The sequence below is a fragment of the Dechloromonas sp. ZS-1 genome (assembly GCF_039649255.1).
In the GTDB taxonomy this organism is placed as follows: domain Bacteria; phylum Pseudomonadota; class Gammaproteobacteria; order Burkholderiales; family Rhodocyclaceae; genus Azonexus.
In genome coordinates this window covers 176,832-192,028 of record NZ_JBDIYD010000001.1, presented here as the reverse complement: position 1 = coordinate 192,028, position 15,197 = coordinate 176,832, and the positions used below count along the sequence as shown (strand labels likewise).

Sequence of the window (15,197 nt, the reverse complement as noted above, 5' to 3'; positions counted from 1 at the left end):
AGTTCAGTGTCCGGATACGGGTACCAGCGACCCATCGACGGCGTAGCGCGCGATGAAAACCTGATCGCGACTCAATGCCTCGTGATTGGTAGCTGTAAATGGATTTCGATAGGATCGAACCAACCCGTCGTATGCCACTGGTTGCTCGAGGGCTGCACGAACCAGTTTTCGGTCTGAACTTTTGGCCTTGCCCATGGCGAGTGCCAGTAAATGTGTCAGATCATAGGCATGCGCAAATCCGACCAGCGCAGGAATTTTTCGTACATCCTCGCCCAGGTGGCGCTCGGCTGACTGCAGGACGGCAGCCTGTCGTGCATTCGGCTGGGCGGAGAAAGCGAAAGTCTGCACCGTCACAAAATCCATCCGGCTCGCCCGCCCCTCGGTCACTCGATTGAAATCGCCTGCGGTCATGCCCCAGTGCGCGATGATCGGCAAACGTTCCGCAGGCTCCATGCCATCAACCACGCGCAGGATATGCTTCGCTTCCGCTTCATTCGCAACGAGGAGAAACCCGTCACTCCGTTCGCGACGGGCCACCAGCATCTGGTCGGCAAACTGCGTGTCGCCCCAGTTGTACCAGGTTGCCTCGACACGTAGATCACGATGATTCTTGAGATATCGCTCAATGGCCGCCTGGCTGCTCCGCCCCCAACCGGTATTTGGCAGGAGCGCAGTCAGCTTGGTCATGCGGCGCTTTCGTGCGTGGTCAAGCATGGCTTCAATGGCCCACGTATCGATCAACGACAGTCGGAAGACAAAATTTGGCTTCTGCCCGTTATTGGCAATGCCATCGGCTGCTGCCCACGGATCGAGGAGGAGCATCTGCGTCTCGGAAGAGACAGGGACCAGTTCCAGCGCCACGGGCGAAAACCGACCACAGAACACCGCCACGACATCCGGGTCTCGTGCCAGCTCGCGCATGTTGTCGATTGCCCTTGCCGGCAAGCCTCGATCGTCACGGCTCACGACCTCCAGTCGCCGACCGCCCAGCACGCCACCACGCTGGTTGATTTCCGCCACGGCTAACGCAACCCCCTTTTCGATGCTCTGCGCCGCAAAACTGCCCTGCATGCCGTATTCGGCGCTGACCGCAATTTTTACGGGAGGTTTCTCGTCGGCAGCCAGAAGGTGTGGGGCTGCAAGTGCAGAGGCCATCAGGGCGAGAAGTTTCCGACGTTCAGGCAACATTTGTTTCTCCTGTCTGCGTAGTCAAGAGACCGATCCAGTTTTCAATTGACGCCGGCAGCATGGGCTGGGCAAACAGGAAGCCCTGTACGGACGTGCATCCCTGATCGACAAGATGCCGTAGCTGACCGGCCGTCTCGACGCCCTCGGCGACGACATCGAGTTTCATGACTTTGGCCATGGTGACGATGCAGGTACTGATCGCCTGGGCATCACCATCATGTTCGAGATCCTGCACGAATGAACGATCAACCTTGATGCGGTCGACGGGCAACGTGCGCAGACGGGCCAGGTTCGAATAGCCCGTTCCAAAATCGTCGATTGCTATTGAAAGGCCGCGCTTGCGAAGCTCGTCGAGTTTCATCAGGGTCGACTCGGGATAAAGCATCAATTCGCTTTCCGTGATCTCCAATTCCAATGCCTCTGCAGGCAGACCACTGTGTTCCAGTTCCTCGATCACCAGAGCCGTAAAGTTGGCATCGCGTAATTGCCGTGGAGAAATGTTTACGGCAACGCGCTCGACATGGCATCCCGCCTCGCGCCACGCCGCCATCTGGGCGCACGCAGTCCGGATAACCCAACGCCCGATCTCGACAATGGCACCGCTCCATTCCGCAATGGGGATGAACACATTGGGGGAGACATCGCCGAAATCCGGACTTCGCCAGCGGAGCAAGGCTTCGACACCGTGCAACGTTTGACCGTCAGCCGACAACTGGGGTTGATAGACGAGGTAGAGCTCTCCGCGATCAAGTGCCTGACGAAAAGCACTTTCCAGGCTGAACACCCGGGTATCGCCCTCGTCATCCGCCTCAAAAACCCGAAAGGCGTTTCCGCCGTCCCCCTTCGCGTGATACATCGCCATGTCCGCACGGCGTATCAGTGTCGCTTCATCGGTACCATGGCTGGGAAACATGGCTATGCCTATCGATGGCGACGGAAATAACAAATGGGCTCCGACCTGAACCGGGGGCTGGAAAACTTCGAGAATCTTGGTAGCAATGGCATGCGCATCACGCTCGTGACTGAGGTTGGGCAAGATGACCGTGAACTCATCCCCCCCCAACCTGGCAACTGTATCCATCTCGCGCGTCACGCTGGCCAGTCGCTGGGCCACCACCTTGAGCAATTCGTCGCCGACGTCGTGGCCCAGGGTATCGTTGACCTGCTTGAATCGATCCAGATCGATGAAGAACAGCCCCATCTGGGTATTGCTGCGTCGCGCCTGACTCATGGCCATTTTCAGTCGATCCTGAAAAATATGCCTGTTCGGCAGGCCGGTCAGCACATCGTAGTAGGCCAGTTTCGACAGGTGTCCTTCGGACTCATGCAAACGCGACAAGTCGTGAAACTTGCCGAAATAGCCCACGATCTCCCCACTGCTGTCTCGCGAGCTGGCGACCGAGAGCCACTCCGGATACAACTCCCCGCTCTTTCGCCGATTGACGATCTCGCCCTGCCAGCTTCCATTACCTTTGAGCGCTTCCCAGAACATCCGGTAGAAATGTTCCCCCTGGACACCGGATTTCAGTATTCGCATGGGTTGGCCAAGACATTCCTCAGGTTGATAACCGGAAATCCGGCAAAACGAATCATTGACGACAAGGAGTCGGCCGTTGCCGTCGGCATAGAACACTGCCTCGCCCCCCAACTCCTGGCGACTCTGATCGCGATCGTAAATATGTATTCGATCCTGAATCATGGGTCGTACGAGCCAGTGCAATTGCTCCGCTTCTGCACCTACGCTGAAGTCGTCGATGATCCAGACAAGCGCCTCGACGACCTCGCCGCTTGCATTCACCAGGCCAATGAGACGTCCTCCACCTGAGCGAACGTTATCCCCTGCACTAATCTCTCCCTGCATTTCGTCGAATGCGGCCAGCGACTCCGCCGCGATCAGCCCCCGCAAGTTCTGACCGACCAGCTCATCGCTGCCGAAAAGCACGGCAGCACTACGTGTCGCACTCGTAATCTGACCCGACGACGTGCTCAGATACGCCTCACTGGCCGAATACATCAGCGTCGTCAGCAGATCGCGATAATCGCTGATCGAACGGTAGGAGCGATCCAGCGCACGATATCGCTGCTGTAGCTCATCGTGCTCGCTCATCAACACATACAAATCTTCAGCGTAGCGATAGAGCTGCGCCTGTAACTCGGCAACCAACGCGCCTGAATCGCCCGTGTTGCCAGAGTCAGGTGGAAACATCATGATCCGAAGTGCTCCTGCAGCAGCGACATCAACTGAAGGGGGCTGAAAGGCTTGATAAGGTAACCGTCCGCCCCGGCATCGATTGCCGTTTCGAAATCAGCCTGCTGACCTTTGGCAGTCACCATCACGACAAATGTCCCCTTGAGCTCGGCATCAGCCCTGATGCGCTGCAACACGTCCATGCCGTTCAAGTCGCCGGGCATCATTACGTCCAGAATGACCGCGTCCGGCTTCTGTTCTGCCGCGAGCAGCAAGGCATCCGCCGCATTGGATGCTTCATGGATCTCATAGCGCTTGCCCAGAGTGAGATGAATCAAGCGACGGATATCGGGCTGGTCATCGACAATCAGTATCTTTCTCATCATTCCTCCTCGCGTGGTCAATCCGCCTTGACGCCACTGGCGCCAATCGCCTTCCTGTCATGAATCTTCTGAGCGATCTCCTCGAGCCGCGCAAAGGGAACGGGCTTTGGGAAGACCGTCACACCGGGCGGCAAGCCGCCGGCCTCAGCAATATCCTCCTCACTAACGCCGCTCACGACCACGATTTCCATTGATTCGCAGGCGGGCATGGTGCGCAGCGTACGTACCATCTGGAACCCATCCAGATGCGGCATCTGCAGGTCAGTGATCAGAAGGTCAGGACACTTGATTCCGATCTTGACGAGCGCCTCAATGCCATCCTGTGCGGTTTCGACAATAGGTGACATGGAGCAGACGGAAAGCCGAATCTGATAGATCCTCAACAGCGATAGCTGATCCTCGACGACCAGGATATGAAGCCGGCTCTGGCCGCCAGCTTGCGGTAACTGCCCCCACGAGCGCTCGACAGAGCGGCGCGCCGACGAGTCACCCAACAGTTTATTTACGGACTCACGGGAAATCCGCCGATGCCCGCCATCAGTTTTCCATGCTTCCAGCAAGCCCGACTCGACCCAGTTTTGCGCTGTGGTCAATGAGACCCCCAGTAAGGTTGCTGCTTCTCTTGTCGTACAGAACGTTTTTGTAATCGCCATTTGTATTGCCTCAGCTATATCGCCCAGCGCTTTTCGTATGCATTTCGTGTATTTGCAACAAAGTTGCGAATAGTATGAAACACGTGGTAATATTTTTCAACACTTTTTAATATTTTCTTTCATTTCTGGCTCTAGCATGGCGAAGAAACCACCTCTTCCACGCGCCACAACAACCGCCACCAGCAACGCGGAGCTGCCAATCGCCCCCCATTTTGACGATATGGGCATGGAAGCAAATGTTTACCGCACGCTCCTACATACGCTCCCCGACGCCTTTGTGGCGATCGACGACAAGCGCAGGGTTGTGGAGTGGAGCCCCCGAGCGGTTGAACTGTTCGGCTGGTCGTTCGCCGATGTTGCGACGGGATCGACTGAAACGCTGGGGCTGCCCCTTCCCTATCAAAAATCGGCCGATGCCGAACTGCCGATTTTCGTTCGCCTTGCAGGTTCCGGACGAGGCAGGCGGGCTTTCTCGCAATATCTGGCCATCAGCGCTGACGGCACCGAATTTCCGGTTGAACTGTGTGTAATCAACGCACCGCATGAGGGCTCAGAGAGCGCCAGTCATTTTTTCCTCATCAAGGACATACGCCATCGCCTCGTCGCGGAAGAGCGAATTGCCCAGGCTGGAAAGATGGAAGCGATCGGGCAGATGGCCAGCGGCCTGGCCCATGACTTCAACAATGCCCTGGGGATCATACAGGGCAGCCTGGAAACCCTGGCCATGCGGCTGAAAGACCCGCTGAACCGCGAACTGGTCGAGCTGGCAATGGCTGCCACCGCACGGGGAACGGAAACCACCCGGGCCATGCAGGCGGTGGCCCGCCGGCAACCGGTTCAGCAGGCGCGAGTGGACATCAACAAGGTGCTGTCGGATATACGCCTCTTGCTAACAAAATCACTTGGCTCCGGCATCGAGCTGACGGTCCTGCCGGAAGCGGCGGAATCCATGGTCCTTATCGATGCGGGGGCGCTGAACAACGTTGTCCTCAATTTCGCGATCAACGCGCGCGACGCTATGCCCTCCGGGGGGATGGTGCTTGTCTATACCCAGAACATTGCCATCGCCGATGACCCGCTCGAGGCAGTCGATCTCGCACCGGGCCACTACGTCGTGGTGGGCGTCGACGATTCAGGTACCGGCATGCCTCCGGAAGTGGTTTCGCGCGCCATGGAGCCATTTTTTACCACCAAGCCAAAGGGCAAGGGAACCGGTCTGGGTCTCGCCATGGCCTATGCCTTTGCCCGCCAGTCCGGCGGCGCGCTGCGCATTCGCAGCACTCCAGGCAAAGGAACCAATATTCACCTCTTCATACCGGTGGCTGACACCGCGGTCGAAGACTTCGGAGTCACAAATCATGACTGACATCGCCCTTGCCCACGACACAAGCATCCTGATCATTGATGATGAGCCGATGTGCCGGGACATCATTCGCCACATGCTCGATGGCGACGATATCCTGCTGCTCGAAGCCGAAAGCATCGAAACGGCATGGCAGATGTTGTCGGAAAATTTCCTGCTTCAGATCGACCTGATCCTGCTGGACCGCAAACTCCCCGACGGTGATGGTCTCGACCTCATCCCGCGCCTGAGGACTTTGCCGTCGCTCCAAGGCGTTCCCATCATCATCCAGAGCGGTCTTTCGTCACCTGAAGATATCGAAGCAGGGATGAAACAGGGTGCGTATCACTACCTGGAAAAACCCTACCAGCGAGACATGCTGAGGACGCTGATCAGGATCGCGGTCAAGGAGTGGCGAGAACATCGATACCTCACAGCCCGAGCTACGGAACTCGGTGCAGGTTCGCTCTTTCTCGAACACGCCGAATTCAGAATCCGCACACTGGAGGACGTCCGGCATGTCACCCCCTTCATAGCCCAATTTTTTCCACGTCCCGATAGTGCCGTCATCGGGCTGGCAGAACTGCTGATCAACGCCGTTGAACATGGCAATCTGGATATCGATTACCGGAAGAAGGGCGAGCTCCTGGAGAACAACAGCTGGGCAAGCGAAATCCAGCGCCGTCAGGCCCTCCCCCAGTACCGTACCCGGACAGTCCATATTCTTCTCGAACGACAGGAATCCCGCGTTCAGGCCACGATTACCGACGAGGGTTCAGGATTCACCTGGCAGGAATTCGATACGCTGGACGAATCGCGGATGTTCGACCTGCATGGTCGCGGCATCCTGTTGGCGAGGATGAACTGCTTCGATGGCGTGACGTTCCATGAAAAGGGGAACGTGGTTCGCTGCTGGTCGAATGTCGATTGATGGTCACGCCCCCCTGAAGGATCGGCCATGTCGCTGGATATCACTCACACCGCCCTCCCCGAGAGAAAGCGGATCCTCGTTGTCGAAGACCTCGAAGCCTTGCGCCGACTGTATGCCATCACACTCTCTGCGCACTTCGAGGTGGACGATGCCTCGAATGCCATCATCGCCCTTGAAAAAATCGTCAACGACCACCCCATGGCAGTAGTGCTGGATATACGCATGCCCGGACGGATGAGCGGACTTGATCTCTGCCGGCACATCAAGGCCAGCGACAATTTTCGCCACATCAAGGTGGTGATCGTCACCGGATCCGGTCAGCCGTTTGACAGAGATGCCGGAATTCAGCTGGGCGCAGATGCATTCTTTCAGAAACCACTCAGCCCATCCGTCCTGTTAGGATGCCTTCTAAGTCTCACCGAGCCCCTCTGACGCGCCCCATCGACGATCATGGACAATTACCGCCTCCGCCCTCTTCAGGTGACCGCAGTCTTGCTGTCGCTCGTTGCCATCACGGTCGCCATTGCAGCCGTCATTTTCCTTCGCCAGCAGGCTCTGAATCGCCACATGGAAGCGACCCGAAGCCTGACGGCGTCAGTCGTCCAGACCATTGACGGCATGATCGACGACATTGATTACGCGTTGCAGACATCGATCGATGAACTGGAGCATCAGATATCCGAAGGCGGTCCCGAACGAAACGCCGTAAACAAATTTCTGATCCGGCAACAGAGCCGCTTCCCGCACATTGACCTGCTCCGGGGAACCAACGAAAAAGGTGAAACCATCTATGGCAAGGATGTCGATCCGGCGCAGCGTGCCAGTCTCGCCGAACGCGACTATTTCAAATATCTTCGGGATACCCCAAACGCGGGCATGGTCATCTCGGAACCGGTAGTCGGCAAGATATCGCAAAAATGGATCTGGCTGATGGCAAACCGGGTCAACAACCCGGACCGCTCGTTTGCCGGGCTGGTCTATGCATCGATGTTCATCGATGACCTGGTAAAGCGGTTCGAGCAGATTCCGCTTCAGGCAGACAGCACAATTTCCCTGCGCGACCAGAACATGAAACTGGTCGCACGCACGGCCTTCGGTGGAAAGCAGGCCATACCGGTCGGCGACGCACGTCTATCAGACGATTTCCGGCAGGCTCTGGAGACCTCGACCGATAGCGGAAGCTACGTCAGCGGCGCATCCTCGATCGACGGGATTAGCCGGATCTACTCGTATCAGCGCAGCGCAAAATACGGCTTCACCATTCTGGTCGGCATTCCGACTTCGGTGGCCATTGCCGACTGGAAAAGGCAATCGATGGTCATCGGTGCGTTTCTGGTCATGTTTTTGCTCGGCATATACCTGTATACACGGCTGATGAGCCGGAAATGGGAAGAGTCCATCCTTCGCGAATCGCTGGCAACACGAGAAGAAGAGCGTGCCTTCCTGAAAAACCTGCTGCACAACATCCCTAATCTGGTCTGGTTGAAAAGTCCCGATGGCGTATTCATGGCAGCCAATGCCCAATTTGAACGGCTGGTCGGAAAACCCGAACACGAGATACTCGGTCGAACCGACTTCGATCTGGTCGACAAGGAGCTTGCGGAATACTTTCAGCGCAACGACCATCTGGCGATCGAGGCGGGAAAGCCCATGCAAAACGAGGAATCGGTGGTTTTTGCCGATGATGGACGCCATGCTGTACTCCGGACCACGAAGACTCCCATGTTTGCCTCGGACGGGACACTGCTCGGCGTTCTGGGCATCGCGCACGACATCACCGAATCCCGTCGGCAGGAAGAAGCCCTGCACCAGGCGCTCGAAGAACGCAGCAAGGCAGAACTTCTGCTCCAGCAAATGAATCAGGAGCTCGAGCAGCGTGTAAATACACAGACGGAGCACCTCAGGGAAGCCAATACCAAATTGCTGGATACACAATTTGCCATGGAGAGCGTCGGTATCGGCATTACCTGGGCCGATTCGAAGAGCGGGCGCTTCACCTATGCAAACCGTTACCACGCAAAATTTCTCGGTTACTCGGTTGATGAAATGCTTGAGTTAGGCGTGTCCGATATCGACCCCAACTTCCCTCAAGAGAAATTCGTCGAGGTTGTCGAGCAGATACGCCAACAAGGACATGTCCAGTTCGAAACCACACAGCGAACGAAGGACGGCCAGATACGCCCTGTCGAAATGACGGTCTATTACCATGCGGGCGTCGATCAGGCATCGGGACGACTGATTGCCTTCATGTCGGATATATCACGTCGCAAGGAAATCGAGCGAGCTCAAGTATTGGCGAAGGAGGCGGCGGAAATGGCCAGCAAGGCCAAGAGTGAATTCCTCGCCAACATGTCCCATGAAATTCGAACCCCACTGAATGCCATCCTCGGGCTGAATTACCTCCTACTCAAGGAATGCAAGCAGCCCGATCACGCAACGAAACTGGAAAAGATCCAGGCATCCGGCAAGCACCTGCTTTCAATCATCAACGACATACTTGATCTCTCCAAGATCGAGGCTGGAAAGTTCGAGATTGAACGCGGCAACTTCCATGTCGGGCAGCTCGTGGATCACGTCGGTTCGATCATCCGGGATACGGCAAACAGCAAGGGAATCGAGCTGAAGATCGATACGGGCGATGTTCCGGAATGGCTCAATGGGGACGTCACCCGTCTTCGCCAGGCACTCCTCAATTTCTGCGGAAATGCCGTCAAATTTACTGATCGCGGATCGGTTTCGATTCGCTGCCGCGTACAGGAACGCGAGGGTGACAACCTCAGGGTCCGCATCGAAGTCGTCGACACGGGAATCGGACTGACGCCCGAACAGCAGGCCAGACTGTTTCAGGAATTTCAGCAGGCCGACAATTCGACATCCCGTAAATATGGCGGCACCGGCCTTGGTCTTGCGCTGACCAAACGTCTGATCGAATTGATGGGCGGAACCGTCGGCGTACAGAGTGAGGCGGGGCTTGGCAGTACCTTCTGGCTGGAGGTGCCCCTTCAATCCGGAGAGCCACAGAGCATCTCGATCGATGACGTCGCCCACACTTTCGCCACCACGAAGAGCAGCGACGTCAACACGCTTCGAAGATCTCGCGTGCGCGTGCTTCTGGCGGAGGATAACTCGATCAACGCAGAAGTCGTGGTGGATATACTTGGTGCCATGGGTATCGAGGTATCGATTGCCGAAAACGGTCAGAAAGCCGTGTCCAAAGTTGAATCGGAGTATTTCGATCTCGTACTGATGGATATGCAGATGCCTGTCATGAATGGTTTGGACGCAACCCGTCAAATTCGGCGCATCAAAGGCCGTGAAGAGATACCCATCATTGCGCTGACGGCCAACGCGTTTGCCGAAGACCGGCGAGCCTGCCTGGATGCCGGCATGAACGACATGTTGACGAAGCCACTGGATCCGAACCTCCTCTTCGAGGCACTTCAGCGCTGGTTACCCCCCCTTGGAAGCGAGAACGAATCTCCACAACCCCAGCAGTCGGTAAGTGACACACCGGATGATGCCAAAGTCCTTCTCGACAAGTTGCGCTCCCAAGCCGGTATCGATCCTGACCGTTGCCTGAACACCCTTAAAGGCAACGTGACCAAATACATTCAGCTACTGCAGCATTTTGTTGAAGCCCATGTACACGACGGCGAAGTGATGCTCAAGGCAATTCAGAATGGCAATTTCCCCCACGCTGAGGCAACCGCACACGCCATCAAAGGCAGCGCCAGTACGTTGGGACTGAACCGGATTGGCGAACATGCAGGAAGAATAAGCAACTCACTGAGGAATGTGACCGATAGTCCCGATGACCCGGCACAACTGCTCAAGATGGCAAACGAGATTCAACGCGCCCTGATTGAAATTGCCGGGCATTTGGGATGCCCACCCCACGTCACTAAAACCGAATTCAATAGCTGAAACATCCCTAGGCTGGTCGACAGACTGCGAGACGCTTGCGCCTCAACGGCAGCTCTTCTCAAAGCCTGGGAAGGCAGGGAGAGCTCAAAAACAATTGACTCGCTTCCACAAAGTGATTCACCAACAAGCGCCGAAAATCTATGCCGCCGTAACTCGTCCCAAGTTCTGCAGAAACGATCTCCCCGTTACTGGGCCTTTCAACAAAAGATTCAAAAATCTTCGCGGATGAAACAGTCCCTAACTTGGGATGCCGGAAGAAAGGTTGCCGCACCAGTTGCCAGAGCTGTTGCTGCATCCTGAGCAAATGGCTCTGCAATCGCTCCTCTGGCCGGGGCGCAAAAAGTAATCTTTAGTGACAATCTCCCCTGCAAATTGCCACTGGCGCATTCCATCTGCTGTCCGTCCTTCGATGCCGAACAGCTGCATGAACTCAAAAACATCACAGCGACAATAGTCAGCAAGCGCCACAGCACGCTTAATGGTCGTTGGATACACCAATGTTGAAAACCGAATGCCAACAAAGCAGGACTTGCGTTACGAGCCTTGCTGCGATAGCCCAAGCCCTTCAGCCACCCGCGACACATTCTTCTCTCGCACGAGATGCAGCAAAACGCGCATGTGCCTGACATCGATCTTTTCAACCATTTTTGGTTGTATCTCATACAAGTCTTACATGATTTAAATTGTACCTGTGCATTTCTATACTTGCGCCTCTCACAGACATATCGAGGCTCATCCATGAAAACTGTTATTCTCATCGGCGCCCAGGGACACATGGGGCAAGCTGCGTTCAGCGGGCTGAAAAATCACAATGTCATCACTGCCAGCCGCTCTGGCAAGGGCTGCGACCATCAGGTAGACATCACCGACAAAGCATCGATTAAAGCGCTATACGAAAAGGTCGGTTCGTTCGATGCCGTGGTCAACACCGTGGCCGCCCAGCAGGACCGCGACATCTGCTGCAGCCTTTCCGGTGACAGCCAGTTGATGCTGAACCTGAACCCGCCGGCGTCTGTCAGATCTCGATAGAACTCCAGTACTTCGGCAGGCTGAACTACCTTGTAGCGGTTTGAGACCACAGAGAGCGGTGCATGCGTATCCGAGCGGAACAAGACTTTGGCATCTGCATTGGCCTTTACATGCAACCCTCCTTCATCCGAGACGTTGAAGAGGACAGGAGCTTCACGAATCTCCCAGTTCAGTCCGGCTTGATGTGCCCAGATATCGAGCGGCTGGTGTGGCGTCAGCGCGTTTCCATTCTGCTTGTCGCAACTCACCTGGACGTACGAACAGCAACGGAGCCAGCAGTAGCGCGGCTTTGACAACCAATGTGCCGGAGAATGCATCCATGGCACGCAGCAGTTCGGCAACTTTGACCGGGTCGGTGATCGAGGGGAAATTGGTCTCACGGGCAGGGGGCAGTGCGCCGCGCAGATCAGGGCATGGGTCTCTCTCGGCCCTACCTGTGGCGATTGCGTAGCGCATAACCTGAGAGATATTGCCCTTCGCTCGGTGAGCGGTATCCAGTGTTCCGCGCTTCTCTATCCGATGCAATACAGCAAGAACATCTGGTGCGCTAATGTCTGTCGTTGCCTTTGATCCTAGCCAAGGAAAGACGTCTCGCTCAAGGCGTGTGATGATTTTATCGGCGTGGCTTGGCGCCCAAGTGTCGCGGTTCTTTGAAAACCACTCTCGAGCGACGACTTCGAAACTATTAGCTGCCCGCTCCATCCCCGCAGCCTTTTGTGCTTTTTTTGCCTCGCCGGGATCAATGCCATTGGCTAACAGTTTTCTGGCATCGTCACGGCGTGCTCTCGCATCCTTCAGACTGATGTCGGGATAGACACCAAAAGCGAGCAGCTTTTCCTTTCCGTTGAAGCGATATTTTTGACGCCAGTATTTTGATCCGTTTGGATGGATCAACAAGAACAAGCCCTTTTCATCTGGCAGCTTGTAGGGCTTGTCTGATGGTTTGGCGTTGCGGATGGAGAGGTCGCTGAGTGCCATGGGGGTATATCAGGTGGGGTGGTTGGCATGTACCCCTTTTTATACCCCTATGTACCCCAAGATAGCAATGGATCTCTTCGTACAGCTCAAGACGTAAAAAAGGCTGGAAACCTTGATTTCTCTTGGTTTTCCAGCCTTCTTTGCACCGTCTTGGACGGGAATCTGGTGGAGCCGGGGGGGATCGAACCCCCGTCCGCAAGCACTCTACAGACAGTTCTACATACTTAGTCCGGTCAATTGAATTTAACCTTGGCGCGCCGGCCGAACAGGCTCGCTTTTGGCGATCTGCTTGATTGTCGAAGACCTACCCGCAGCATGACGGTCTCGTATCTGATGAAATTGACGCTGCTGCCGGTTGCCCGGCCTAGCCCATCAGCAGGCTAGTGCAGCGCTCGCCGGGATTAGGCGGCGAGTGCGAACGATTCGTCGTTGGCGTTTGTTGATTTCCAGCGGATTTACGAGGTGACTGGGCCTCGGTATGCCCTGTTCTGCTTTGCAACCCACGTCGAAGCCAGGTCGGCCCCAGAGTTTCTCAGCAACGGCTCAGACAGCAGCCTAAACGGAGAGTTCCATTGTAGCCGCTTTGTCCGTGCGGGTCATCTGAAAAGGGTGGTGTGGCGAATTGACGCACCCGGAGGCGCGGCGGATTGGGTAGAATTGCACGCTTAGTTCGCTGTTTTTTATTGGTTTTTAACGTTTGTCAAATTTGGCTGATTTCCCGCTTAACGTTGCCCTGCCGCCCCTGATGCGGACAGAGGTTCGCCCGCCGCTTGTCCAGCGTGTGCTCCATGCCGGCCTGGTGCTGTTCGTCCATCTGGTGCTGGGTTATGCGGCTTTGTATTGGTCGGTCAAACAGGAATTGATTGCGCTGCCGCCCTCGATTTCCGTGCGTCTCCTGCCTTTGGCCGAGGCGCCGAAACCCACGCCGCAACCACTCAAGCCCACGCCACAGCGCCCTGTGGAGCCCGTGCATAAGGTGGTGCCGGTCCAGCCGATCCTGACCAGCAAGGCGGCACAGCCGACGAGCGAGTTTGCCGTGGCGCCGCAGCCCAGTGTGCCGACACCGGTTGCCAGCGCGCCGGCCGCGCCAGTCGCGGCGGCTACGCCTGCCGTGGTGGCAGCGCGTTTCGATGCGGATTATCTGCACAATCCGAAGCCGGTTTATCCCGCGTTTTCACGCCGGGCCGGTGAGGAGGGCAAGGTTTTGCTGAAGGTCCGCGTCAGCCCGCAGGGGACGGCGTTGGAGGTCAGTTTGTCGAAATCGAGCGGTTTTCCTCGTCTGGATGCCGCCGCCCAGGATGCGGTCAGCCGCTGGCGCTTTGTGCCGGCCCGGCGCGGCGATGAGCCGGTCGAGTCGTCGGTGATCGTTCCTGTTTCTTTTACGCTTGATTGAGGAATTGCTATGCAGTCACAGATGGGCATTGCCCACTTCTGGAGTCAGGGGGATTTTGTTTCTCACGCGACCGCCATCATCCTGGCCATTTTGTCGGTGGCCTCCTGGTCCGTGATTGTCAGCAAGGTCTTGTCGACCTGGCGCACCTCCCGGGCTCAGGAAGGGGCGTTGAATGCGTTCTGGGGGTCGAATTCCTTGCCGGAAGCGCTCGAAACCTTGCGCCGTGCCGATCCGTCCGGTGCTTTCTCGAGCCTGGCCCTGGCCGGTGCTCACGCCGCTCAGGCCCATCAGCAACATGCCGCCCGGGGGATCGGTGCGGGCGTGAATGCATCGGAGTTCGTCACGCGGGCGATGCGTTCCCAGATGGTGGCCTCGCAGGCCCGCCTGGAGCGCGGCCTGACTTTCCTCGCTTCCGTCGGGTCGACCGCGCCGTTCATTGGCCTGTTCGGTACGGTCTGGGGCATTTATCACGCCCTGGTCGGGTTGACCGGTGCCACTCAGGTGGTGCTCGACAAGGTGGCGGGGCCGGTTGGCGAGGCGTTGATCATGACGGCAGCCGGCTTGTTCGTGGCGATTCCTGCAGTCCTCGCCTATAACGCCTTTACGCGCGCCAACCGTATTCTGGCGGCCCAACTTGACGGTTTTGCCCACGATCTGCATGCCTATCTGACGACGGGTATCCGGGTGGGCGGTTCGGCACAACTGGTCGATATCGCGGCGGGTGCCCGCACGCAGCAGGGTTGAAGCCATGGCATTCGGCAGTTTCAATGAAGGCGGTGGCGGCCAGCCGATGGCCGAGATCAATACGACGCCCCTGGTCGATGTGATGTTGGTGCTTCTGGTGATTTTCATCATCACCGCACCGATTTTTCATCAGGCGGTCCCGATCGATCTGCCGCAGGTGGCCTCGACCAAGATCGACGAGAAGCCGGAAGTCATCCAGTTGGCGGTCGATGCGGAGGGCGGTTTGTTCTGGAACGGTGAGGCGATTTCGCGCACGGTGCTGGACGAGCGCTTTGCCGCCGCGGCCGGCAAGCAGCCGGAACTGCATCTGCGGGCCGACCGCAAGGTGCCTTATGAGAAAGTGGCGGATGTGATGGCAGCGGCTCAGCGGGCGCAGATCGTCAAGATTGCGTTTGTGACGCAGCCGGCTCAGTAACGTCCTGGTTTTTGCCGGTTTCCGGCGGT

The 15,197-nt window shown here is 56.8% G+C and carries 14 protein-coding genes, 1 other RNA gene and 1 pseudogene; 8 read left to right on the top strand and 8 right to left on the bottom strand.

What is annotated here, in order from left to right:
- Nucleotides 1-3: 3 nt before the first annotated feature.
- Genes AACO21_RS00930 through AACO21_RS00915 form a run of 4 tightly spaced genes read right to left on the bottom strand, consistent with a single transcriptional unit; the run spans nucleotide 4 to nucleotide 4,412 of the window.
- Nucleotides 4-1,188, bottom strand: coding sequence for an ABC transporter substrate-binding protein (locus AACO21_RS00930; RefSeq protein ID WP_346190598.1), 1,185 nt, complete (start codon nucleotides 1,186-1,188; stop codon nucleotides 4-6).
- The gene (locus tag AACO21_RS00925) at nucleotides 1,178-3,397 is read right to left on the bottom strand and encodes an EAL domain-containing protein (protein ID WP_346190597.1); all 2,220 of its coding nucleotides are present in this window, start codon (nucleotides 3,395-3,397) and stop codon (nucleotides 1,178-1,180) included. Before AACO21_RS00925 ends, AACO21_RS00930 begins: the two co-directional genes overlap by 11 nt.
- Entirely contained in the window at nucleotides 3,394-3,759 is a 366-nt protein-coding gene (locus AACO21_RS00920; RefSeq protein WP_346190596.1) for a response regulator, read from the bottom strand. Before AACO21_RS00920 ends, AACO21_RS00925 begins: the two co-directional genes overlap by 4 nt.
- Before the next feature lie 17 nt (nucleotides 3,760-3,776).
- Nucleotides 3,777-4,412 (bottom strand): response regulator, encoded by a 636-nt coding sequence (locus AACO21_RS00915; RefSeq protein ID WP_346190595.1) that lies wholly within the window; start codon nucleotides 4,410-4,412, stop codon nucleotides 3,777-3,779.
- 136 nt (nucleotides 4,413-4,548) lie between these two features.
- On the opposite strand from AACO21_RS00915, the gene AACO21_RS00910 reads away from it, so the two are divergent.
- The 4 genes from AACO21_RS00910 to AACO21_RS00895 are packed head-to-tail and all read left to right on the top strand — an operon-like array spanning nucleotide 4,549 to nucleotide 10,609.
- A complete protein-coding gene (locus AACO21_RS00910; RefSeq protein WP_346190594.1) occupies nucleotides 4,549-5,778 on the top strand; it encodes an ATP-binding protein in 1,230 nt (409 codons plus the stop codon).
- Nucleotides 5,771-6,685 (top strand): response regulator, encoded by a 915-nt coding sequence (locus AACO21_RS00905; RefSeq protein ID WP_346190593.1) that lies wholly within the window; start codon nucleotides 5,771-5,773, stop codon nucleotides 6,683-6,685. Before AACO21_RS00910 ends, AACO21_RS00905 begins: the two co-directional genes overlap by 8 nt.
- A 27-nt stretch (nucleotides 6,686-6,712) precedes the next feature.
- Entirely contained in the window at nucleotides 6,713-7,117 is a 405-nt protein-coding gene (locus AACO21_RS00900) for a response regulator (RefSeq protein ID WP_346190592.1), read from the top strand.
- Nucleotides 7,118-7,135: 18 nt separating this feature from the next.
- Complete coding sequence (locus AACO21_RS00895) at nucleotides 7,136-10,609, top strand: PAS domain S-box protein (RefSeq protein ID WP_346190591.1); 3,474 nt, start codon at nucleotides 7,136-7,138, stop codon at nucleotides 10,607-10,609.
- Nucleotides 10,610-10,818: 209 nt separating this feature from the next.
- On the opposite strand, the gene AACO21_RS00890 is transcribed toward AACO21_RS00895, so the two are convergent.
- Nucleotides 10,819-11,169 (bottom strand): hypothetical protein, encoded by a 351-nt coding sequence (locus AACO21_RS00890; RefSeq protein ID WP_346190590.1) that lies wholly within the window; start codon nucleotides 11,167-11,169, stop codon nucleotides 10,819-10,821.
- Between the two features lie 40 nt (nucleotides 11,170-11,209).
- On the opposite strand from AACO21_RS00890, the pseudogene AACO21_RS00885 reads away from it, so the two are divergent.
- A pseudogene (locus tag AACO21_RS00885) lies at nucleotides 11,210-11,494 on the top strand (hypothetical protein); the annotation flags it as partial.
- On the opposite strand, the gene AACO21_RS00880 reads toward AACO21_RS00885, so the two are convergent.
- From AACO21_RS00880 to ssrA, 3 genes are all read right to left on the bottom strand, one after another.
- Complete coding sequence (locus tag AACO21_RS00880) at nucleotides 11,461-11,688, bottom strand: DUF932 domain-containing protein (RefSeq protein ID WP_346190963.1); 228 nt, start codon at nucleotides 11,686-11,688, stop codon at nucleotides 11,461-11,463. The pseudogene AACO21_RS00885 and the gene AACO21_RS00880 sit on opposite strands and share 34 nt — an antisense overlap.
- A 103-nt stretch (nucleotides 11,689-11,791) precedes the next feature.
- Nucleotides 11,792-12,616, bottom strand: coding sequence for an integrase arm-type DNA-binding domain-containing protein (locus AACO21_RS00875; protein WP_346190589.1), 825 nt, complete (start codon nucleotides 12,614-12,616; stop codon nucleotides 11,792-11,794).
- A gap of 163 nt (nucleotides 12,617-12,779) precedes the next feature.
- Nucleotides 12,780-13,140: a transfer-messenger RNA gene (gene ssrA, locus AACO21_RS00870) on the bottom strand.
- Between the two features lie 221 nt (nucleotides 13,141-13,361).
- On the opposite strand from ssrA, the gene AACO21_RS00865 reads away from it, so the two are divergent.
- From AACO21_RS00865 to AACO21_RS00855, 3 genes are read left to right on the top strand one after another with little or no spacing between them, the layout of a single operon-like run.
- Nucleotides 13,362-14,009, top strand: a complete 648-nt coding sequence (locus AACO21_RS00865) for an energy transducer TonB (protein WP_346190588.1) — start codon at nucleotides 13,362-13,364, stop codon at nucleotides 14,007-14,009.
- Between the two features lie 9 nt (nucleotides 14,010-14,018).
- A complete protein-coding gene (locus tag AACO21_RS00860; protein ID WP_346190587.1) occupies nucleotides 14,019-14,753 on the top strand; it encodes a MotA/TolQ/ExbB proton channel family protein in 735 nt (244 codons plus the stop codon).
- Between the two features lie 4 nt (nucleotides 14,754-14,757).
- Nucleotides 14,758-15,168, top strand: a complete 411-nt coding sequence (locus AACO21_RS00855; protein WP_346190586.1) for a biopolymer transporter ExbD — start codon at nucleotides 14,758-14,760, stop codon at nucleotides 15,166-15,168.
- Nucleotides 15,169-15,197 lie beyond the last annotated feature (29 nt).

Coding starts and splice junctions, on each gene's coding strand:
- AACO21_RS00855 (WP_346190586.1), top strand. CDS start 14,758: ATGGCATTCGGCAGTTTCAATGAAGGCGGTGGCGGCCAGCCGATGGCC.
- AACO21_RS00905 (WP_346190593.1), top strand. CDS start 5,771: ATGACTGACATCGCCCTTGCCCACGACACAAGCATCCTGATCATTGAT.
- AACO21_RS00910 (WP_346190594.1), top strand. CDS start 4,549: ATGGCGAAGAAACCACCTCTTCCACGCGCCACAACAACCGCCACCAGC.
- AACO21_RS00875 (WP_346190589.1), bottom strand. CDS start 12,616: ATGGCACTCAGCGACCTCTCCATCCGCAACGCCAAACCATCAGACAAG.
- AACO21_RS00865 (WP_346190588.1), top strand. CDS start 13,362: ATGCGGACAGAGGTTCGCCCGCCGCTTGTCCAGCGTGTGCTCCATGCC.
- AACO21_RS00900 (WP_346190592.1), top strand. CDS start 6,713: ATGTCGCTGGATATCACTCACACCGCCCTCCCCGAGAGAAAGCGGATC.
- AACO21_RS00925 (WP_346190597.1), bottom strand. CDS start 3,397: ATGATGTTTCCACCTGACTCTGGCAACACGGGCGATTCAGGCGCGTTG.
- AACO21_RS00860 (WP_346190587.1), top strand. CDS start 14,019: ATGCAGTCACAGATGGGCATTGCCCACTTCTGGAGTCAGGGGGATTTT.
- AACO21_RS00930 (WP_346190598.1), bottom strand. CDS start 1,188: ATGTTGCCTGAACGTCGGAAACTTCTCGCCCTGATGGCCTCTGCACTT.
- AACO21_RS00895 (WP_346190591.1), top strand. CDS start 7,136: ATGGACAATTACCGCCTCCGCCCTCTTCAGGTGACCGCAGTCTTGCTG.
- AACO21_RS00920 (WP_346190596.1), bottom strand. CDS start 3,759: ATGAGAAAGATACTGATTGTCGATGACCAGCCCGATATCCGTCGCTTG.
- AACO21_RS00915 (WP_346190595.1), bottom strand. CDS start 4,412: ATGGCGATTACAAAAACGTTCTGTACGACAAGAGAAGCAGCAACCTTA.